General features: G+C 61.0%; 19 protein-coding genes. 10 read left to right on the forward strand and 9 right to left on the reverse strand.

Translation table 11 applies throughout. The annotated features are described in order from the left end of the window. Positions 1 to 25 precede the first annotated feature (25 nt). A complete protein-coding gene (locus HF675_RS14115; protein WP_187043260.1) occupies positions 26 to 1,276 on the forward strand; it encodes an MFS transporter in 1,251 nt (416 codons plus the stop codon). Continuing rightward, entirely contained in the window at positions 1,273 to 2,715 is a 1,443-nt protein-coding gene (locus HF675_RS14120; RefSeq protein ID WP_187043261.1) for a glycoside hydrolase family 32 protein, read from the forward strand. The genes HF675_RS14115 and HF675_RS14120 overlap by 4 nt, the downstream gene beginning before the upstream one ends. Positions 2,716 to 2,751: 36 nt before the next feature. On the opposite strand, the gene HF675_RS14125 is transcribed toward HF675_RS14120, so the two are convergent. The 3 genes from HF675_RS14125 to HF675_RS14135 all read right to left on the reverse strand — a co-directional run bounded on the left by HF675_RS14125 (position 2,752) and on the right by HF675_RS14135 (position 5,763). Further along, the gene (locus tag HF675_RS14125) at positions 2,752 to 3,753 is read right to left on the reverse strand and encodes a LacI family DNA-binding transcriptional regulator (protein ID WP_105230800.1); all 1,002 of its coding nucleotides are present in this window, start codon (positions 3,751 to 3,753) and stop codon (positions 2,752 to 2,754) included. A 79-nt stretch (positions 3,754 to 3,832) separates the two neighbouring features. Continuing rightward, a complete protein-coding gene (locus HF675_RS14130; protein WP_105230799.1) occupies positions 3,833 to 4,393 on the reverse strand; it encodes a HutD family protein in 561 nt (186 codons plus the stop codon). Continuing rightward, entirely contained in the window at positions 4,393 to 5,763 is a 1,371-nt protein-coding gene (locus HF675_RS14135; RefSeq protein ID WP_187043262.1) for a formimidoylglutamate deiminase, read from the reverse strand. Before HF675_RS14135 ends, HF675_RS14130 begins: the two co-directional genes overlap by 1 nt. Before the next feature lie 174 nt (positions 5,764 to 5,937). Here HF675_RS14135 and hutC point away from each other — a divergent pair, with 174 nt between their 5' ends. From hutC to HF675_RS14155, 4 genes are all read left to right on the forward strand, one after another. Then, complete coding sequence (gene hutC / locus HF675_RS14140; protein ID WP_111737237.1) at positions 5,938 to 6,687, forward strand: histidine utilization repressor; 750 nt, start codon at positions 5,938 to 5,940, stop codon at positions 6,685 to 6,687. A gap of 269 nt (positions 6,688 to 6,956) precedes the next feature. Continuing rightward, positions 6,957 to 8,177, forward strand: coding sequence for an imidazolonepropionase (hutI, locus tag HF675_RS14145; RefSeq protein WP_187043263.1), 1,221 nt, complete (start codon positions 6,957 to 6,959; stop codon positions 8,175 to 8,177). Continuing rightward, a complete protein-coding gene (gene hutG / locus HF675_RS14150) occupies positions 8,174 to 8,977 on the forward strand; it encodes an N-formylglutamate deformylase (protein WP_187043264.1) in 804 nt (267 codons plus the stop codon). The genes hutI and hutG overlap by 4 nt, the downstream gene beginning before the upstream one ends. 276 nt (positions 8,978 to 9,253) lie before the next feature. Continuing rightward, on the forward strand, positions 9,254 to 10,792 hold the full coding sequence (locus tag HF675_RS14155; protein ID WP_187043265.1) for a serine hydrolase: 1,539 nt from the start codon (positions 9,254 to 9,256) through the stop codon (positions 10,790 to 10,792). 3 nt (positions 10,793 to 10,795) lie between these two features. On the opposite strand, the gene HF675_RS14160 is transcribed toward HF675_RS14155, so the two are convergent. Together HF675_RS14160 and HF675_RS14165 are read right to left on the reverse strand one after the other, a co-directional pair. Beyond that, on the reverse strand, positions 10,796 to 11,323 hold the full coding sequence (locus HF675_RS14160; RefSeq protein WP_187043266.1) for a chorismate mutase: 528 nt from the start codon (positions 11,321 to 11,323) through the stop codon (positions 10,796 to 10,798). A gap of 121 nt (positions 11,324 to 11,444) precedes the next feature. After that, entirely contained in the window at positions 11,445 to 11,981 is a 537-nt protein-coding gene (locus tag HF675_RS14165; RefSeq protein ID WP_187043267.1) for an anti-virulence regulator CigR family protein, read from the reverse strand. Positions 11,982 to 12,476: 495 nt separating this feature from the next. Between HF675_RS14165 and HF675_RS14170 the strand changes: the two genes are divergently transcribed. Then, entirely contained in the window at positions 12,477 to 12,653 is a 177-nt protein-coding gene (locus HF675_RS14170) for a hypothetical protein (RefSeq protein WP_172606286.1), read from the forward strand. Between the two features lie 50 nt (positions 12,654 to 12,703). On the opposite strand, the gene HF675_RS14175 is transcribed toward HF675_RS14170, so the two are convergent. From HF675_RS14175 to HF675_RS14190, 4 genes are all read right to left on the reverse strand, one after another. Beyond that, positions 12,704 to 13,579: a nucleoside-specific channel-forming protein Tsx gene (locus tag HF675_RS14175; RefSeq protein WP_105230791.1), complete on the reverse strand. Its 876-nt coding sequence runs from the start codon at positions 13,577 to 13,579 to the stop codon at positions 12,704 to 12,706. 407 nt (positions 13,580 to 13,986) lie between these two features. Continuing rightward, positions 13,987 to 14,259, reverse strand: coding sequence for a hypothetical protein (locus HF675_RS14180; RefSeq protein ID WP_105230790.1), 273 nt, complete (start codon positions 14,257 to 14,259; stop codon positions 13,987 to 13,989). A 122-nt stretch (positions 14,260 to 14,381) separates the two neighbouring features. Next, a complete protein-coding gene (locus HF675_RS14185; RefSeq protein ID WP_105230789.1) occupies positions 14,382 to 15,752 on the reverse strand; it encodes an APC family permease in 1,371 nt (456 codons plus the stop codon). A gap of 126 nt (positions 15,753 to 15,878) precedes the next feature. Next, positions 15,879 to 17,297 (reverse strand): glutamine synthetase family protein, encoded by a 1,419-nt coding sequence (locus HF675_RS14190; RefSeq protein ID WP_105230788.1) that lies wholly within the window; start codon positions 17,295 to 17,297, stop codon positions 15,879 to 15,881. A 218-nt stretch (positions 17,298 to 17,515) separates the two neighbouring features. On the opposite strand from HF675_RS14190, the gene puuD reads away from it, so the two are divergent. From puuD to puuC, 3 genes are read left to right on the forward strand one after another with little or no spacing between them, the layout of a single operon-like run. Continuing rightward, the gene (gene puuD, locus HF675_RS14195; protein WP_105230787.1) at positions 17,516 to 18,277 is read left to right on the forward strand and encodes a gamma-glutamyl-gamma-aminobutyrate hydrolase; all 762 of its coding nucleotides are present in this window, start codon (positions 17,516 to 17,518) and stop codon (positions 18,275 to 18,277) included. Beyond that, complete coding sequence (puuR, locus tag HF675_RS14200) at positions 18,274 to 18,831, forward strand: HTH-type transcriptional regulator PuuR (RefSeq protein ID WP_105230786.1); 558 nt, start codon at positions 18,274 to 18,276, stop codon at positions 18,829 to 18,831. Before puuD ends, puuR begins: the two co-directional genes overlap by 4 nt. A gap of 15 nt (positions 18,832 to 18,846) precedes the next feature. Further along, complete coding sequence (gene puuC / locus HF675_RS14205; RefSeq protein WP_187043268.1) at positions 18,847 to 20,337, forward strand: aldehyde dehydrogenase PuuC; 1,491 nt, start codon at positions 18,847 to 18,849, stop codon at positions 20,335 to 20,337. The last annotated feature ends 11 nt before the right edge of the window (positions 20,338 to 20,348 follow it).

Here is a 20,348-nt window from a genome sequence, read left to right on the forward strand (position 1 = left end):
TATCTTCCTTCACCGGGGCATCATCATGAACCGCAAAACAAAAAAATATTACTTTCTGTTGAGTGGCCTGCTGTTCTTCTTTTTCTTTACCTGGTCATCCAGCTTTTCGCTGATTTCACTGTGGCTGAGCCAAAAAATCGGCCTGAAAGGCGCGGAAACCGGACTCATCTTCTCTGCCATCTCGCTGGTGGCGCTGTGCGCCCAGCCGCTGTACGGTTTTATTCAGGACAAACTCGGCCTGCGCAAATACCTGCTGCAGTACCTCGGCGTAATGCTGCTGCTGACCGGCCCGTTTTTTATCTATGTCTACGCCCCGCTGCTGGCAAGCAACCTGCTGCTGGGCGCGCTGGTCGGCGGCGTGTTTATCGGCGCTACCTTCTATGCCGGCATCGGCGCGCTGGAGTCCTATACCGAGCGCGTCAGCCGCATCGTCGGCTTTGAATTCGGCCGCGCCCGCATGTGGGGCTCGCTCGGCTGGGCCAGCGCCACCTTTCTGGCCGGCTTTATCTTTAATATCGACCCGGACATCAATTTCTGGCTGGCGTCGGCGTCCGCAGTGGTATTCCTGCTGCTGCTCAGCCAGGTGCGCGAGCTGAAGGCCAACGCCATGGCCGAGCTGGAGTACGGCAAAGCGGAAAATCTGCGACTGCAGGACGCCGTGGCGCTGCTGCGCCTGCCCGGCTTCTGGGCGCTGGCAATCTTTGTACTCGGCATCAGCGTGTATAGCGTGTTCGACCAGCAGTTTTCGGTCTATTTCGCCGCCCAGTTCGCCACGCCGCAGCAGGGCAACGAGATGTACGGTTTTCTTAATTCACTGCAGGTATTTCTGGAGGCCGGCGGCATGTTCCTGGCGCCGTTGCTGGTTAACCGCATTGGCGCCAAGCAAGGGCTGTTGCTGGCAGGCGCCGTGATGACGCTGCGTATGCTCGGCTCCGGCCTGGTCAGCGGCGCGCTGCTGATTTCCCTGATGAAGCTGCTGCACGCCGTTGAACTGCCGATCCTGCTGATCGCCATTTTCAAATATATCGCCACGCGCTTCGACAGCCGCCTCTCCTCCACGCTGTATCTGGTGGGATTCCAGTTTATTACTCAGGTGATGGCCAGCTTTCTGTCACCGCTGGCCGGTTACGGCTATGACCGTATCGGCTTTGCCGACACCTACCTGCTGATGGGCGGCGTGGTCGCCGCCACCACCCTGCTCTCCTGCTGGCTGCTGCGCGGCGAAACCGCCGGCGGTAAGCACAACATTCATCCCTTAAGCGAGCCAAGCCAATGAAAGAACTCTTAGCCCAGGCCGATCACGCCGTAGAAAAACTGCGCGCCGCGCGTCAGGACGACCTGTATCCGCGTTTCCACCTGGCCGCCCAGGCCGGCTGGATTAACGACCCCAACGGACTGATTTTCATCAACGGGGTATACCATGCGTTTTATCAGCATCACCCCTTCGATGAAAATTGGGGGCCGATGCACTGGGGACACGCCACCAGCCGCGATCTGGTGCACTGGCAGCATCAGCCGATCGCACTGGCGCCCGGCGACGCCGACGACCGCGACGGCTGCTTCTCCGGCTGCGCAGTCGATGACCACGGCGTACTGACGCTGCTGTATACCGGCCATGTCTGGCTCGGCGAACCGGGCGACGACTCGCAGCTGCGCGAGGTGCAGTGCCTGGCTACCAGCGAGGACGGCATCCATTTCACCAAGCACGGCGCGGTGCTGACGCCGCCGGCGGGCATCATGCATTTTCGCGATCCGAAAGTGTGGCGGCAAGATGAGCAGTGGTGGATGGTGGTGGGCGTCAAAGACAGCGATCTGGGCCAGGTATGGCTGTACCGTTCCGACGATCTGCGCGACTGGCGCTTTGAGCGGGTGCTGGCCGCCGCCGAGCATGCCCGGCAGGGCTATATGTGGGAGTGCCCGGATTTCTTCCCGCTGGGGGAACGTCAGCTGATGATTTTTTCCCCGCAGGGACTGGCGGCGCAGGGCTACCGCTATCGCAACCTCTTCCAGAGCGGCTACCTGCTCGGTAACTGGCAGCCGGGCGAGGCCTTTGAAGTGACCCAGCCGTTCAGCGAGCTGGATGCCGGGCACGACTTCTATGCGCCGCAGACCTTCACCGCCGCCGATGGCCGTCGCCTGCTGTTCGGCTGGATGGATATGTGGGAATCGCCGATGCCCAGCAAGGCGCACGGCTGGGCCGGCGCGCTGACGCTGCCGCGCGAACTGTCGCTCAGCGCCGCCGGGCAGGTGCGCATGCAGCCGGCGCGCGAACTGACGGCGCTGCGCCGCGAAGCACGGCAGTTTGACGCCGTGCGCTGCCACAACCAGCATCTGCCGCTGGGGGATGCGCTGCACGAACTGCTACTGACGCTGGATCTGGCCGGCAGCGATGCCGAACGCTACGGCGTAAGCCTGGGCGACGCGGCGCGACTGTATGTGGATAATCAGGCGCACCGGCTGGTGCTTGAGCGGTTCAGCGACGATCCGGCGCTGTGCGGCTGCCGCAGCGTGCCGCTGCCGGCCGGCGACCGTCTGCAGCTGCGGCTGTTTATCGATCGCTCTTCGCTGGAAGTGTTTGTCAATGACGGCGAAGCCTGTCTGACCAGCCGCATCTATCCGCAGGACGGCGATTGCCGGCCCGGCCTGTTTGTCGAAGGCGGCGAGGCGCATTTCACCGCGATCGCCGGCTGGACGTTGGACAGCATCTGGCAATAATCTGTGCGGCCCGCGCTGCCGGGCCATGCAGAAAAGCTACAGCGACGCGCGCAGCAACAGCGGGCACGGTACCTTGACGCTGTCGCGGTGCTCACGCTGCTCGATCAGGTGCAGCGCCGCCTGGCGGCCCAGTTCATAGTGCGGCAGTTGAACGGTGGTGAGCGGCGGCTGAAACAGTTCGCCAATCCCCACCATGTTGTCATAGCCCAGCACCGCCACCTGCTGGGGTATGCGCCAGCCCTGCGCCAGCAGCGTCTGGTACACCAGGAACGCCACCCGGTCGTTGCCGCACACCACCACGTCGCACTCCTGCCGCCCGGGGGCGAAATGGCGCGCCAACAGTTCGACGCAGTCACGGTAATGCTCATCGCCGCCGCTCAGGTTGAGGTGGTACTGCCGCAGCTGCGCCATATCGCCGCCGCCCTCCCGCCAGGCGCGCTCCAGCCCGCGTCGGCGCAGCGTCGCCGCCGGCACGTCTTCCGGCAGATAAATACACAGCGGCGCGCGGTAGCCTTTGTCGAGCAGCGCGCGCGCCGCGTCATACTGCCCTTGTTCATCATCCGGGATATAGCTGGCGATACGCTGCGTACGGCTGAAACAGTTTGCCAGCACCAGCCGCTTATCCAGCAGCTTGGCTGGCAGCGTCACCTGGCGCAGCCCCATGGTGGTGAAAATCACGCCGTCCGGCCGGTGCGCCAGCAGCAGATCCACCGTATGCTCCGCCGATTCATCGTCAAACAGGTTGACGACAAAGCTGTTCCAGCCATGTTCGCGCGCGGTTTTTTCTATCGACAGGATCATTTCGACCGAGAACGGCGTGGTGGCGGTGTCCAGCGCCAGTACGCCGATGGTCTGCACCCGGCCGCCGTCGCCGCGGATGCGGCGGGCGGCCAGATCCGGCACATAGCCCAGTTGATCGATGGCCTGCTTCACCCGGCGGTAGGTTTCCGCCCGCAGTTTATCAGGCTCGTTGATGGCGCGAGATACCGTCATCAACGAAACCCCGGCCAGTTTTGCAACGTCTTTCAGCGAAGCCATGTACCCTTCTCTGCCTTGACTGGGAAATGAAACGAGACCTCGCATAATCCCATAACTCAGCCGCAGAGACTACCGCCGTTTACACCCGGCTGAGATCGGCCCACAGCGCCAACGCATCCGCGCTCAACGGTGCGGCCTGCCCGCCATGTGCCGCCTCCGGCCACCAGCCGCCCTGCCGGGCGCCGAGCCGGGTTTCTGCCGGCAACTGCCATTCGCCGCGCAGCACATACCAGACGCCGGCGTGGGCGGCCGGCAGCTCACACGCCGCCGTCAGCCGCCGCACCGTGGCGCGCCAGCGTCCGCGCCGGGTCATGATATTAAAATCCTGGCTGATGCCCCCCAGCAGGCGCGCCTGCAGCGCCGCATCGCCGGAGAAGGCGAAGGGTTCGCCCGCCGTCTCCAGCCGGTGGTCAATGCCGTCGCCGAACAGGTGGACGCCGTCGCCCTCCAGCAGGGTAATCGAACGGTCGATACCGTCGAAGGCGGAAAACGGCCCGTCCTGTGCGATGGTGGCGATACTCGCCCGCCAGTCGAAATCGACGCCGTCTGCCGGCTGGCAGACAATTTCACGCGTTTCTCCGCCGCCGTTGCGCCACGGGCTGACCGGCAGGTCGGCAAAATCAAACCGGTTAATCAGCATCACGCCTCCTGCTGGAAGGTTTTGAGCACCTGCATAAACTCGGCGCGGCTCTGCTGCTGCAGCGCATGGCGCCCCTGCTCGATCACCTGCGATCCGGCAACAAACACGTCGCGGATCTGCGCCTTGCCGCCGGCAAACAGCCAGCGGTTGAGGATCGCCGCGTCCGGCGCCGCCGCCAGATACGGATCGTCGCCGTCCAGCACCAGCCAATCGGCGCGGTAGCCGCTCTGCAGCCGGCCGATCGGCGCGCCGCAGGCCTGCGCTCCCCCTTGCAGCGCCTGCTGATACAGCACATCGCCCACCGACGGCTGTTCCGCCGTCGTCAGACGATTGCGGCGCCGGTCGCGCAGGCGCTGGCCGTATTCGAACCAGCGCAACTCCTCCACCACATTCAACGAGACGTGGCTGTCCGAACCGATGCCCCAGCGTCCCTGACGCTGCAGATAGGCGTCGCCGGGGAAGATGCCGTCGCCCAGATTGGCCTCGGTGGTCAGACACAACCCCGCCACCGCCCGGCTGTGTGCCAGCTGCTCCAGCTCGGCGTTATCCAGATGGGTGGCGTGCACCAGACACCAGCGGCTGTCGACCGGCAGATGCTCATACAACCACGCCACCGGGCGCTGGCCGCTCCACTGCAGACAGTCGTTCACCTCTTTTTGCTGTTCGGCGATATGGATATGCACCGGCAGCGTGCTATCGGCCTGCGCCAGCACCTGCTCCATCTGCGACAGTTCCACCGCGCGCAGCGAATGGAAGCACAGCCCCTGATTCTGCAGCGGCTGCCCCGCCAGCTGACGGGTGATAACCTGCTGCTGCGTCAGATAGCTGTCCACATCCTGGATAAAGCGCCGCTGCCCCGCCTGCGCCGGCTGTGCGCCGAAGCCGGCGTAGCTGTACAACACCGGCAGCAGCGTCATGCCGATCCCCGCCTGCTGCGCGGCGCGGCTGAGGCGGCCGGTCATTTCGCCACGGTCGGCGTATGGCTTGCCGTCGGCGTCATGATGCAGATAATGAAACTCTGCCACCTGGGTATAGCCGCCCTGTAACATTTCGATATACAGTTGGCGGGCAATGATTTCGACCTGCTCCGGCGTCAGGCGCTGCACCAGGCGGTACATCAGATCGCGCCAGGTCCAGAAACTGTCCTGCGGATCGCCCGCCACCTCGGCCAGCCCCGCCATCACCCGCTGAAACGCGTGCGAGTGCAGGTTCGGCATCCCGGGCACCACGTCGCCATGCAGCAACGCGCAGCCTTCCGGGCTGGCATCCGGGGTAACCTGGGTAAGAAAACCGTGAGCGTCGACGTCCAGCCGGACGGCATGCGCCCAGCCGGTGGGAAGCAGTGCGCGTTTAGCGTAGTAAGCAGGCATAGCAATATTCCAACGTTGGTGTAACGGCGAAAGCGCGCAGCGCGCGCACAGGTAAATGTTTCAAGCCGGTAACATTAATCTGGAGAATCGGCTATTACTTGTATATACATATACAGATGCCCTAATCAACAGTAAACTGATGTTATTATTTTTTTATTTGACGAGGTTAACGTCGTGGTTGATCAACAGAGCGTGTTACAACTGGCTACGGCCATGAGCGATACCCCCGCCCCCATCTACCAGCGGGTGAAACAGGCGATCGTGGATCAGATCCGCGCCGGCCACTGGCAGCCGCACCAGCGCGTGCCCTCGGAAAGCGAAATGGTGGCGGAGCTGGGCGTCAGCCGTATGACCATCAACCGTGCGCTGCGTGAGCTGACCAGCGAAGGCTTTCTGGTGCGTATGCAGGGCGTCGGCACCTTTGTCGCCGAGGCCAAAGCGCACACCGCGCTGTTAGAAGTGCATAACATCGCCGATGAAATCGCCGCCCGCGGTCACCGCCACAGCAGCAAGATACTGCAGATGACGGCGCGCACCGCCAGCGATGAAGAGGCCGCCGCGCTGGGCATAGCGCCGGGACAGCAGCTGTTCTATTCGCAGATCGTCCACTATGAAAACGAGATGCCGGTGCAGTTGGAAAACCGCTGCGTCAACCCGCTGGCCGCACCCGACTATCTTCAGCAGGATTTCGATCGGGTGACGCCTTATATCTACCTGACGCAGGCCGCGCCCCTGACCGCCGGCGAGCATATCGTCGAGGCGGTGGTCGCCAGCAAGCAGGAGCGCGAGCTGCTGCAGTTGGAAGAGCGCGAACCCTGCCTGCTGATCCATCGCCGCACCTGGTCAGGCAAAACCGTGGTCACCTCGGCGCGGCTGCTGTATCCCGGCAGCCGTTATCAGCTGTTTGGACGCTTCGACGTTTAATCCCTCCGCGCGGGGCGCCACGCCGCCCCGCCGTTTATCCCCGCCATACTGCAAATTGCAGGTGCGTTGGCTGCATTCAGTCACCCGAATCACTGACCGGTGTAAGCGCATCGGGATTCCTTCATTCGCCGCCCTCCTGCCATTTGAATTATTTAGGGTATAGCGATCACATTTCCGTAACAAATTATCCCTGCTACCTCTTGTCGACCGTTGATGAATGCGCTAGCTTGTGTTTAATTGTATATACAACCAAGCAAGGCGGGACAACGATGACCAGCGAGATTCACTGCGACAGCCTGTGGCACGGGGCGGATATCGTCACCATGCGCGAAGGCAAATACCATATTCTGCACGACGGCGCGATGGCGGTGCGCGACGGTAAAATCGTCTGGATTGGCGAATACGCTGCACGCCCGGCGATTACCGCAGATGAGACGGTGAAGTTCGAAGGCGGCATCATTACCCCCGGCCTGGTGGATTGCCATACCCATCTGGTGTTCGGCGGCGACCGCAGCGCGGAATTTGAACAGCGGCTGAACGGCGTCAGCTATGCCGAGATCGCCGCGCAGGGCGGCGGAATCATTTCCACCGTCAACGCCACCCGCGACACCTCGGAACAGCAACTGCTGGAGCAGGCGCAGTTCCGCCTGCGCCCGCTGCTGGCGGAAGGCGTGACCTGCGTGGAGGTCAAGTCCGGCTATGGGCTGACGCCGCAAAGCGAGCTGAAAATGCTGCGGGTGGCGCGCCGGCTGGCCGACACGCTGCCGGTAGAAGTGAAGACCACCTGTCTGGCCGCCCACGCGCTGCCGCCGGAATATGCCGGCCGCGCCGATGACTATATCGATCTGGTATGCGACACCATTATTCCACAAGCCGCCGGCGCCGGCCTGGCCGATGCGGTCGACGCCTTCTGCGAACATCTGGCCTTTTCGCCGCAGCAGGTGGAAAAAGTGTTTGCCGCCGCCGAACGCGCCGGGCTGCCGGTGAAGCTGCATGCCGAGCAGCTGTCCGCACTGGGCGGCAGCGCGCTGGCAGCGCGTCATCATGCGCTGTCCGCCGACCATCTTGAATACGCCACCGAGCAGGACGCGCAGGCGATGGGCGCCGCCGGCACCGTCGCGGTGCTGCTGCCGGGGGCTTACTACCTGCTGCGTGAAACCCAGTGTCCGCCGATCGAACTGTTCCGCAAACACCGGGTGGCGATGGCGATCGCCAGCGACGCCAACCCCGGCACCTCGCCGGCGCTGTCGCTGCGGCTGATGATGAACATGGCCTGCACCCTGTTCCGCCTGACGCCGGAAGAGGCGCTGGCTGGCGTCACGCTGCACGCCGCCCGGGCGCTGGGGCTGCAGGAGAGCCACGGCTCGCTGGAAAGCGGCAAGGTGGCGGACTTCGTCCACTGGCCGCTGTCCCGGCCGGCTGAACTGACTTATTGGCTGGGCGGACAGCTGCCCTGCACGGTGATTTTCCGAGGAGAAATACGTCAATGACCATTCGCGATCCGTTCCATTTCCAAACCGGCAGCCTGCCGCTGTTAATCAGTATTCCTCACGCCGGCACACAGCTGACGCCGGCCGTTGAGGCCGGGCTGACGCCAGACGCGCGCGCGCTGCCGGACACCGACTGGCATATTCCTCAGCTGTATGACTTTGCCCGCGACCTTGGCGCCAGCATTCTGGTAGGTAATTACTCGCGTTTTGTTATCGACCTCAACCGCCCGGCGGACGATAAACCGCTCTACAGCACCGCCACCACCGGGCTGTATCCGGACGTACTGTTTAACGGCGAACCCAGCTTTCTGCCCGGCCAAGCGCCGGATGACCAGGAGCGCGCCGGCTATCTGCAACAGATTTGGCAGCCGTATCACCAGCAGCTGCAGGATGAGCTGGCCAGGCTGAAGGCGCAGCACGGCTATGCGCTGCTGTTTGACGCCCATTCCATTGCCTCGGTGATTCCGCGCCTGTTCGACGGCAAGCTGCCGGATCTCAACCTGGGCACCAACGATGGCGCCAGCTGCGCCGTTGCGCTCAGCGACCGGCTGGTGAGCTGCTGCGAGCGGCAGCAACAGTTCAGCCATGTGCTGAACGGACGCTTTAAAGGCGGCTATATCACCCGCGCCTACGGCAAACCGGCGGAAAACCAGCATGCGGTGCAGCTGGAACTGGCGCAGGTCAATTATATGTCCGAGCAGTATCCGTTCGCCTTCGACGCCGCGCGCGCCGCGCCGCTGCAGCAACTGCTGAGCCGGATGATCGACAGCATGATCGACTGGGGCGCGCAGCAACGCTGAGCCGCCCGATCGGCCCGGAGAATCTTTGCCGGGCTGCAACTCCCCCGCCTAAACGGCGTAATCTGCGCTCTGTATCGCAAATTTCAACAAACTTCTCCGATCTGCCGCCAACACCGCACAAAACAGCGGATGCCGGCCGCTCTGCTGCGCCACAATCGAGCCAAAAGCACCGTTTAGACGGTGATATAACAGACCGGATGGCGTCCTTTATCTGCGCGTACAAACCGGCGGTAGCGGCGTTCTGCGCCCCGTATCATTGAACTCTGGAGGCTAACTATGTCTGACACCCAGCTACGCTGGCGTGAAGCCCGGGCCACGGCCGAGCGCTTACTGGCCGGCTGGCGCCTGCCGGGCGACCCCGGCGGCGCTATTACCCTGTTTGATGCACAACACACACAGGCGGTGGCGTGCGCCGGTCTGGCCGATCTGGCGCGCGGCGAACCCTTTAGCGCCGACAGCGTGGTGCGCTACGCGTCGCTGACCAAGCATATCTTCGCCGCGCTGGCGCTGAATGCGACCGAGGGTTCGCTGCGCCTCGACCAGACGCTGGGAGAACTGCTGCCGCAGCTGCGCGGCGAGCCGGCCGCAGTCAGCGTCGGCCAGGCGCTGGATATGACCGGCGGCCTGCCCGACGTGCGTGAAACGCTCGGGCTGCTCGGCATCTCCGGCTACAGCGTCAGCCACGCGGAGCCGGTAATGACGTTCATCCAGGAGCTGAAGCGCCTGAACTTCCCGGCGGGCAGCGAAATCAGCTACAGCAACACCGGTTACCGTCTGGTGGAGGCGGCGCTGCAGGAGCGGGGCTACCGCTTTGAGCAGTTGGTTCAGCAGTATATTGCGCAGCCGCTGCAGCTGCGCTGGCAGGCGCCGGAAAGCTGGTTCGATATCGTCCCCGGCCTGTCGCCCGGCTACTGGCGCACGCCGCACGGCTGGCAGCAGAGCAGCGCCGGCCTGCATCTGTCCGCCTCGGGCTGCCTGACCGGCAGCCTCGGCGATCTGACCCGCTGGCTGCAGGCGCTGCTCGGTGACCGCGGCCCGGCCGCCGGCGTGCTGCAGCAGCTGAGCGCGCCGCGCTATCTGACAAACGGCCAGCCCAGCGCCTACGGGCTGGGGCTGGCGCGCACCCCGCTCGGTCCGCATGTGTTACTGGGCCACGGCGGCTCTCATGCCGGCTATAAAACCTATTTCCTGCTGGCGCCGGAACGACAGGCCGGTATGGCGCTGGTGGCCAACCGCGAAGACTGCGACAGCGCCAGCATCGCCCTGCAGGTGATGGCCGCCCTGTTGGGTGAACCACTGCCGCCGCGCAGCCGCGCCATTCCTGACGGCATCTACGCGACGCTGGCAGAACCGTACTGGCTGGAGGTCAACAACGGTAATGTCGCCTATCTTGGCTGCCCGGAGACGCTGTATCAGGCGGGGGACGGCTATGCGGTTTCGCTCAGCGCCCAGCGGCCGATGCGGCTGAAATGGAACGGCGAAAATATTGAAGGAGAAGTGGGCCACGTCGCCCGCACCTTCTGGCCGGTGCAGACCAGCGGCCGCTGTTTGTCGCATGTGCAGGGCACCTGGTACCACCCGCACTACCGCACCGCTTTTGAGATCCGCGGCGACCAGGTGCATATCGGCGTCGGCCCGGCGGCGCATACCGGCACCCTCAGTCCGCTGGGCGACGGTCGCATGCTGGTTGAGAGCCGCGACGGGCCGTGGTTAAAGCGTTTTTGTCTCTACTTCCGCGGTTACAGCGTTGACCTGATCGCCGAGCGCAGCCGGGTGCTGACCTTCAGACGCGGCACCGGACGCCATACGGAATAATGCTCACTGCCCATTGAGTTTGACCATTAACAGCGCGTCAAACAGCCGCTGCTTATCCGCAGCGGTCAAATTAACCTGTTGGATGGTTTGGATAAATTCCTGGCGCTCGTTCTCGGCGATCGGCCCTTGCCGCAGGCGCTGCGCCAGCCGCTGCAGGATTTTGTCGCTCAGGCGGGCGATCTCCGGCCGGACTTTATCCAGCGGCTGCGGCTGCCAGCCCGTCTCCGGCTGCGCCAGCCAGTCAGCCCGGTAGCGGTACTGGATAGCCTTGGCCGCATCCATCTGCGCAACGATAAACGGCTTCACGGACTGCGGCTCCAGCCCCAGCTTTTCTGCCTGCGCCTGCGTGTTGGCCAGTACTTTGCTCTCCTGCGCCAGATCCTCAATCGGCAAATGCTGCTGCGCCTTATAGCCGGCCACGTCTTTCATCAGCGCCAGACGCTGGTTCACCACGTCGGCGATCGACGCGCTATTATCGGCAAACGCGGAACAGCTGCACAGCAGCCCCGCCATCAGACAGAGTTTCAGCATAGTTCCTCAGTTATCCCATTAAGTATCCGGCAAATATAGTTCACCGCTTTCGGCAGGTCACATAATTTTACCCCACATAAAAAAGCCCCGCATAAGCGGGGCCTGATCAGGGTAAAACGGCTTAGTCAAACACGCCGTTAATCACCGATGCAACCAGCGCAGTGCTCAGGGCGATCAGCACCAGGTCATCGCCCACCACGCGCCACTCATAGCCCGGATAGTGCGGCAGCTGGCCCAGCAGCGATGCCGGTACGGTTTTCTTGGCAATGCCCGGGGGCAGCGGCTTGCCGCGCGCCAGATTTTTCGCAATCCCCGGAGGCAGCGACTGGTAACCGGTCAGGCCGTAGTTCAGCGCCAGCGAGCGGGCGCGGTCATAGGACAGGTCGACCCGCACCAGGCCATGGTCGTCCGAGCTATTGCCGCGCTTGCCTTTGTTGCCATGCCCGTCGCTAACGCCTTTGCCGTTACCGTTACCGTTGCCTTTACCATTGCCATTGCCATGTTTGCCATCGTAACCCTTATTGCCGTGGTTACCGCTGTTGCCATGGCCGTTACCGCCGTTGCCGTTACCGCCTTTGTCGGCGAAGACCGGCGCGCTGCTGACGCCCAGAGAAGCGATCAGCGCCAGTGCCGTGATGGTCATACGACGTTTTTTCATGTTGATACATCCTCGGTTGGGGAATTGTGCTGACTATAAGTATAATTTACCCCATAAAGAATGAGGAAAATTCTTATATTTCGGCGTTGCTGTCCTAATCGTCCATACGCAGGCGCTTATCATCGGTCTGCTGGCAGATTATCCCGTTGTCCGGCGATAAAAGCGTATCAACGCATAATTATTCAGCTTCCGCGCCATCATAACCAAAATGTACTTGCGACGCCGCCGGTGTTCCAGTAGTTTTGAACTACGCGCCATTGTCAGGAGCCTTCCCGGCAACCATGACGCGCCTCACGCAGTTTTATTTCATCCATACAGTCTATGAATCATCCGTTTCCCGCGCGGTATGCGGGACCTTTTTTCTATTGCTATCAATACCCTTAACAAAACTAAGTGTTGAGATTTTGTTGTCAATATCTTAAATTTGTTCCCGGAGAAACCTTACCTCCCGTGACGAGCCAGCAGGCCGTGCGCGGGCGCTCAGGAGCAAAAGCAATGCAAATGACACTCATGGAATACATCACGCGGCATTTCAATGGCGACCTTAGCCGTTATGCACAAGCGGAAGGCGTAAGCTGTGAACAAATCATCAAGTGGATCGACAATGAATGCTATGTCATTAAAGGGCGGTTATTTATGCCGGTCAAACACTTGCCCAGCCAGGACGCCTAAGTAATGAAACAAAAAACCCCGCAATGCGGGGTTTTTTGTTTTGCGCGGGATCAGAAGTTGTAACCCACCACCAGGTAGTAACCCCAGCCGGTTGACTTGATCGGCCCCTGCGGCGTGCCGATATCCACACCATCCTGCCACTGGCCGCCGTTATGGAAGTAACGCGCCACTACCGAGTAGTGCCAGTGGTCGTAGTTCAGCGCCAGGATATGGCTGGAGGCGATGGAGTTGCTGGTACGCGCCTGACGGCCGTTCACCGTAAAATCATCCTTGCCCAGATCGGAGCCGAAGTCGAAGTTGGTGAAGCCGATATAGCTCAGGTTACCGCCCCATACCTGGGTCAGCGGCACGAAGTACTTAATCTTGAAGCGGTAGCCGTCCCAGCTGTTTTCATTGGCCGCGCCGTAGTTCTGCCACTGATACTTGGCGTAGATGTTCATCGACAGGTTCATCGGCAGGCCGGTATCGATATCGGTGCCCAGGCCCATATACCAGGTATTCTGGCGCGAAGCCTTGTTACGGCCCATATCGTAGATATAGTTGTTGGCGAAGTACCACTCTTTAAACGGTCCGAACGCCAGGCTGGTGCCGGTCAGCTTATCGATGGAGAAACGCGGTTCGATCTCCATAAACATCGGCGAACCTTTATCCCAGATGCCACGGTCCGGCGTATTGCCAACGCCGAAGAATTTCGGCACGTCGATGTAGCCGTAGAAATCGAACCATTCGTGCTTGGCGAAGGCTTCATATTCCAGATAGACGTCGTTGTTAAGCTGTGGCCCGAAGCGAGTATGGTAACTGCCCACCACGTTCACACTTTGATGCCACCAATCCGAGACAAACTCGCTGTCTTTGCTATCCGCCACTGATGCTGCACTGTAAGACGCCGCAAGAAGTACGCCTGCTGCGAGAGCTATTTTTTTCATTTTATTACCACATGCTTAAAGGGCTATTCGCTGCCCGTTAGAAAAAGATGACAAATAAGTCTGAACCCTACAGGGTGTAAACAAGCGTTACCCACTCAGATCACCGGCGCATTATAGAAACCTCCGATGGTAGGAATCTGTGATCTAACCACCTGTTTTGCGAATAGGTAATCGATTGCGTTCACATTTGTCAAATTATGTTTCACGAAAATTCATAATCAATGTGATTTTTATCATCAGTGGTGTTTTTTCAGGCAATAGCATGGCGCACGACGGTCAGCCGGACGGAGAGCACATCAAGGATAAGCAACGGTGATGGAGAGGCGGCGATGTTTCGTCGGCAAGCCAGTGCCGCCGACGAACTGAGATGTGTGATACAGGATGCCGCACGCGCTGAGCCAACGGCCTCAGCGTGCGCCCGGCACCGCCTTGGCGATATTTTCCTCACGGAAGACCACCTCGTCGCCGCGTGCAATCTCCCACTCCTGCGGCGGGATGTCTGTTTTCGGCGCGGCGGCGACCACTGCGCCATATATCTGCCGGCCTGCGCGGCGCAGGATGTTTACATCAAGTTGATATTCATGCCGTAAATTAGCCGTCGTCAGCCGTACGGTATCGCCGTACATAAACGTCTGATCGTCAATCGCCGGCTGGGGAAGAAACTGGATATCACTGCGCATAGTTCACGTTCCTTCAGCAAGAAGACGTTATATGATCTTAGTCTAATTTCCCCGCCAGGGCGCTGTTTACGCACGAAAACCGCGCGCCTTGCGCGCCGGAATACGGCGCGCAAGGCGAACAATTACGGCAACGGCTGGCGCTCAAACTGCGGCGGCGGCTGGCGAAAACGCCGGGTCAGGTACGCCAGATAAATCACGCCCGCCCCGGCCCAGCACAGCCCCATGGTCAGCGAACTTTTCTCCAGGTTCAGCCACAGCACGCCAACGGTCAACGCCCCCACCAGCGGCAGGAACAGGAATTGGAAACGATCTTTCCAGGTTTTATTGCGCCCTTCGCGGATAAAGAAGTGGCTGATCACCGACAGATTGACGAAGGTAAAGGCCACCAGCGCACCAAAATTGATCAGCGCGGTGGCGGTGACCAGATCGAACGACAGCGCGGACAGCGCCACGGCGCCAACCAGCAGCACATTCAGCGCCGGCGTACGCCATTTCGGATGCACATAGCCAAACAGTTTTTCCGGGAAGACGTTATCGCGCCCCATCACGTACAGCAGACGCGAAACGCTGGCATGCGACGCCAGACCGGAGGCCAGGGTGTTGATAAAGGTGGTGCAGAGGAAAATGGACTGGAACAGCTTGCCGCCCACGTACAGCGCTATCTCCGGCAGCGCCGCGTCCGGCTCCTTGAAGCGTTCAATGGTGGGGAAGAACAGCTGGATAAAGAACGACACGCTGATAAAGATCACGCCGCCGTACAGCGCGGTGAGGAAAATGGCGCGCGGGATCACCCGGGCAGCGTCAGGCGTTTCTTCGCTCAGGGTAGTGACCGCATCAAAGCCCAGGAATGAAAAACAGAGGATGGTGGCGCCGGTAATAATCGGCAGCAGGTGTGCGTTTTCGCTGATAAAGGGCTGCAGGCTCCAGACGGTGCCGACCCCTTCCCCCTTATGCAGCCCGTGTATCACCAGAACAATAAACACCACGATGATCATCACCTGCGCCAGCACGAACAGCGTATTAAAGTTCGCCACGATGTTGACGCTCTTCAGATTGATGGCGGTCATAATCAACACAAAGCCGACCACCCACACCCACGGAGGGACTTCGGGGAACAGCGCGGTCAGATAGATTTTTGCCAGTAGGGTATTAATCATCGGCAAAAACAGGTAATCCAGCAGCGACGACCAGCCGACCAAAAAGCCGACGTGCGGGTTGATCGCCTTTTGCGCGTAGGTGTAGGCCGAGCCAGCGGTAGGAAACTGGCGCACCAGTTTGCCATAGCTGATGGCGGTAAACAGCACGCCGGCCAACGCAAACAGATACGACGCCGGCACGTGGCCGTCGGTCACGCCGGACACAATGCCGAAGGTATCAAACACCGTCATCGGCGTCAGATATGCCAACCCCATCATTACCACTTGCCATAGCTTCAGCGATTTACGCAGTTGCGGTTTCGCCGCGCCGTTACAGTCGATGGCCTCTGCCGTCATGTGTCGTTCCTCGTCGGCGTCCTGTACGCCTGATTAGGAATAGCAGTTACCGGGCGCGCGGCCTCGCCGGCCACAGGAGAGCCGGCGAAATGCGCCAGACGCGCGCGGTGCGTGACATTAAGCAGATCAGGCGTTTTTCAACATCCACTCAATCTCGGTTTCGGTGATCAGACGCTCAAACTGCAGCAGCTCATCGTTTTTACAGGCCAGATACACATGGCTGAAGCGCTCGCCAAGCAACGTTTTCCACAGCGGCTGCTGCGCAAAGGCGGCCAGGGCGTCGCTCTGGCGGATCGGGAACGGCAGCCCTTCCTGCTCCAGACCGTTGCCGGTGACCGGTTCAGGCAGCGGCAGCGGGTTTTCCAGGCCGTGCACAATGCCCGCCAGCAGCGCCGCCATCACCAGATACGGGTTGGCATCCGCGCCGGCCACGCGGTATTCCACCCGGTGGCTGTCGCGATCGCCGCAGGGAATACGCAGCGCCACGGTGCGGTTGTTATGCCCCCAGGAAGCCTGGGTCGGGACGTACATCCCCGGCTGGAAGCGACGATAGGCGTTGACGTTCGGCGCCAGCAGCGCCATCGAGGACGGCATCAGCGCGATCATCCCCGCCAGCGCCTGCTTCAGCAACGCGGAATCTTCGCCCTGCTCATCGGCGAACACATTCTCGCCGTCGGCGTCCAGCATGCTGATATGGATATGCATCCCGCTGCCGGCATGCTCTTCATAGGGCTTCGCCATAAAGGTGGCCTGCATATGATGCTTTTCCGCCACCGTGCGGATCAGGCGCTTGAGCGCCAGCGCATGGTCGCAGGCCTGCAGGACGTCGCCGGTATGATGAAGATTCACCTCAAACTGGCCGGGTGAGGCTTCCGCCACCGCGCCGTCGGCCGGGATGCCCTGCAGCCGCGCCAGCTCATCGATTTCACTCAGCACCTCGGCAAAATGGTTCAGGTTATCGACCGAATAAACCTGGCTCTGGGTGTTGCGCTCCTGAGTACCCGGCGCACACGGCGGCTGCAGATAGCCTTCCGCATCGCGCTGGCGATCGATGAGATAGAACTCCAACTCTACCGCTACCACGGGCGCCAGCCCGCGCTGCCGCAAACGCTGCCAAATCCGGTTCAGCACATTGCGTGGTTCAACGTCAAAGGGAGTGCCATCTTCATCCAACATGGTGAGCTGTACCTGGGCGATATACTGCGGGTCGCTGGCGGAGGGCGTCAGTGTGCCCGGCACCGGCACGCATACCCGGTCCGGCTCCCCCAGTTCCTGCCCCAGCCCGGTTTCTTCCACCACATTACCCAGAATATCCATGGCGAATACCGAAGCCGGAAAATAGCACCCCTTCTCCAATTTGTTCAAGCCCGCCACCGGAATGCGTTTGCCGCGGAAACCACCGTTCAGATCGGTCAGCAGGACATCAATATGCTGGGTTAAGGGATAACGTTCCAGATAATGATTCACCTCCCGCTGGAAGGTGGTACTTCGCCGTTCTTCATTGTGCTGCACAAAGTTTTCCACTGCTACGATATTGGTCTGCATGAGTCACCCGCCGTTGTTGAGGTTGCTATCGATGATTACGACCGTACTGCTCAATATAATTTCCACTCAATGAAACATAGATGCAACAAAAATGTTTTTCAAGTGTTAATTATGGTTTGAATATTGCCCACCCCGCTGCTAGATTTAGTTAATATTGAACAAAAAGGCTACTTTTACGCCATCTCGTTCATAATTTCGAACAGGCCAAGGGGAAGACAATGGGCAATATATTTAACAGACCAGTTATCGGCGTGGTGATGTGTCGCCACAGGTTAAAGCAGCATCCAACGCAGACCTTGCAAGAAAAGTACCTGAATGCGGTATTGGCCGCCGGCGGTTTGCCGGTCGCCCTGCCGCACGCCCTGGCGGAGCCGGAAATTCTGGCGGATCTGCTGCCGCGCCTCGACGGCATTATGCTGCCGGGCAGCCCCAGTAATGTGCAGCCGCACCTTTATGGTGAAAACGGCGATGAGCCTGACGCCGATCCCGGCCGTGACGCATTGAGCCTGGCGTTGATTCGTCTGGCGCTCGACAGGCGCATTCCCCTTTTCGCCATCTGCCGCGGTATGCAGGAAATGGTGGTGGCGACCGGCGGTACGCTGCACCGCCGGCTGTATGAACTGCCGGAACTGCAGGAGCACCGCGAAGATCATGAACTGCCGCTGGAGCAGCAGTACGCCCCCGCCCATGAAGTCATCGTGCGCGAAGGCGGGCTGCTGTCGCAGCTGATTCCGGACTGCAACCGCTTCTGGGTCAACTCGCTGCACGGTCAGGGCGCCAAAACCCTCGGCCCCAGCGTGCGCGTCGAAGCGCACGCCGCCGACGGGCTAGTCGAGGCCATCAGCATTCGTGACCAGCCGTTTGCTCTGGGAGTGCAGTGGCACCCGGAGTGGAACAGCGACGAATACGCCCTCTCGCGTCTGCTGTTTGCCGGGTTTATCGACGCCTGCCGGGCGTATCGCAAGGAACCACGCCCATGAGCGAAATCAGTCTGGCGCCGGGAAAACGGCTGGCACAAATCCGTCAGCAGCTCGGCCTGTCGCAGCGCCGCGTGGCGGAGCTGTCCGGACTGACGCACAGCGCGATCAGCACCATCGAACAGGACAAGGTCAGCCCGGCCATCAGCACGTTGCAGAAGCTGCTGACGGTCTACGGGCTGTCGCTGTCGGCATTTTTTGCCGAACCGGAAAAGCCGGCTGAACCGCAAATTGTGATCGACCAGGAAAATCTGATTGAAATCGGCAGCCAGGGCGTCTCGATGAAACTGATCCATAACGGCGACCCCAACCGCACGCTGGCGATGATGATAGAGACCTACGAGCCGGGCACCACCACCGGTGAACGCATTAAACACCAAGGGGAAGAGATCGGTACGCTGCTGGAAGGCGAAGTGGTGCTGCAGGTCAACGGGCAGAACTACGCGCTGAACGCCGGCCAGAGCTACGCCATCAACACCGGTATTCCCCACAGCTTCAGCAACACTTCAACGCGCATTTGCCGCATCGTCAGCGCGCATACGCCGACGACATTCTGATTAACGGAGCAAGGTATGGATTTCCACCACTTGCAGTACTGGCAGCAACGGGCACAGGCCCTGACTATTGAGAACCGACTGTTTATTAATGGCCGCTATCAGCCGGCCGCTGAAGGGGGCACCTTTACGGTGGAGGATCCTGCCGGGCAGCGCGAACTGACGCAGGCTGCCCGCGCCGGCAGCGCCGATGTCGGGCTGGCGGTCAGCGCCGCACGCGCCGCCTTTGAGCGCGGCGACTGGTCGCGCGCCGCGCCGTCCCGGCGCAAAGCCGTGCTGCTGGCGCTGGCGGAGCAGATAGAGCAGCATGCGGAAACCCTGGCGCTGCTGGAGACGCTGGACACCGGCAAGCCAATCCGCCACAGCCTGCGGGATGATATACCGGGCGCCGCCCGCTGCCTGCGCTGGTACGCCGAAGCCATTGATAAGGTGTACGGCGAAATCGCCCCGACGGGTGCCGATGCGCTGGCCCTGATTGAACGTGAACCGGTCGGCGTCGTCGGCGCCATTACGCCATGGAACTTTCCGCTGCTGCTGGCCTGCTGGAAGCTCGGCCCGGCGCTGGCGACGGGCAACAGCGTAGTGCTGAAGCCATCGGAAAAATCGCCGCTGAGCGCGATTTACCTCGGCCAGCTGGCTCAGCAGGCCGGGCTGCCGGACGGCGTCCTCAATATCATCAGCGGCTTTGGCCATGACGCCGGCAAGGCGCTGGCGCTGCATCCCGATGTCGATGCCCTGACCTTTACCGGCTCGACGCTGGTGGCAAAACAGCTGATGGTTTACGCCGGCGAATCCAATATGAAGCGCGTCTGGCTGGAGGCCGGCGGCAAAAGCGCCAATATCATTTTCGCCGACTGCCCGGATATTGATAAAGCGGCGCGCGCCGCCGCCGCGGGCATTTTCTACAATCAGGGGCAAGTCTGCATCGCCGGCACGCGTCTGCTGGTGGAAGAGAGCATTCAACAGCCGTTCCTGCAGGCGCTGCACAAACACGCCGCCGCCTTTGCGCCCGGCAACCCGCTGGATCCCGACACGCAGATGGGCACGCTGATTGACAGCGGGCACAGCGCCAAAGTCGCCGACTTTATTAAACAAGGGCTCGATCAAGGGGCAACGCTGTTTCTTGACGGGCGCGGCAACGGCCCGCATGACGCCTACCTCGGCCCGACCGTACTGACCCAGGTGGATAACGCCATGCAGGTGGCGCGCGAAGAGATCTTCGGCCCGGTGCTGGCCGTCACCCCGTTCAACGGCGAGCAGCAGGCCATCGAACTGGCCAACGACAGCGACTATGGCCTCGGCGCTGCGCTGTGGACGCGCGATCTGTCACGCGCTCATCGCCTGGCTCGCCAGCTGCGGGCCGGCTCGGTATTTATCAATAACTACAACGACGGCGATATGACGGTGCCCTTCGGCGGCTACAAGCAGAGCGGTAATGGCCGCGACAAATCGTTACATGCGCTGGACAAATTTACCGAACTGAAAACCACTTGGATTTCGCTGGAATAAGGATTGAAAAG

Source organism: Serratia sp. JUb9, assembly GCF_014298095.1.
GTDB classification, from domain to species: Bacteria; Pseudomonadota; Gammaproteobacteria; order Enterobacterales; family Enterobacteriaceae; genus Serratia_B; species Serratia_B rhizosphaerae.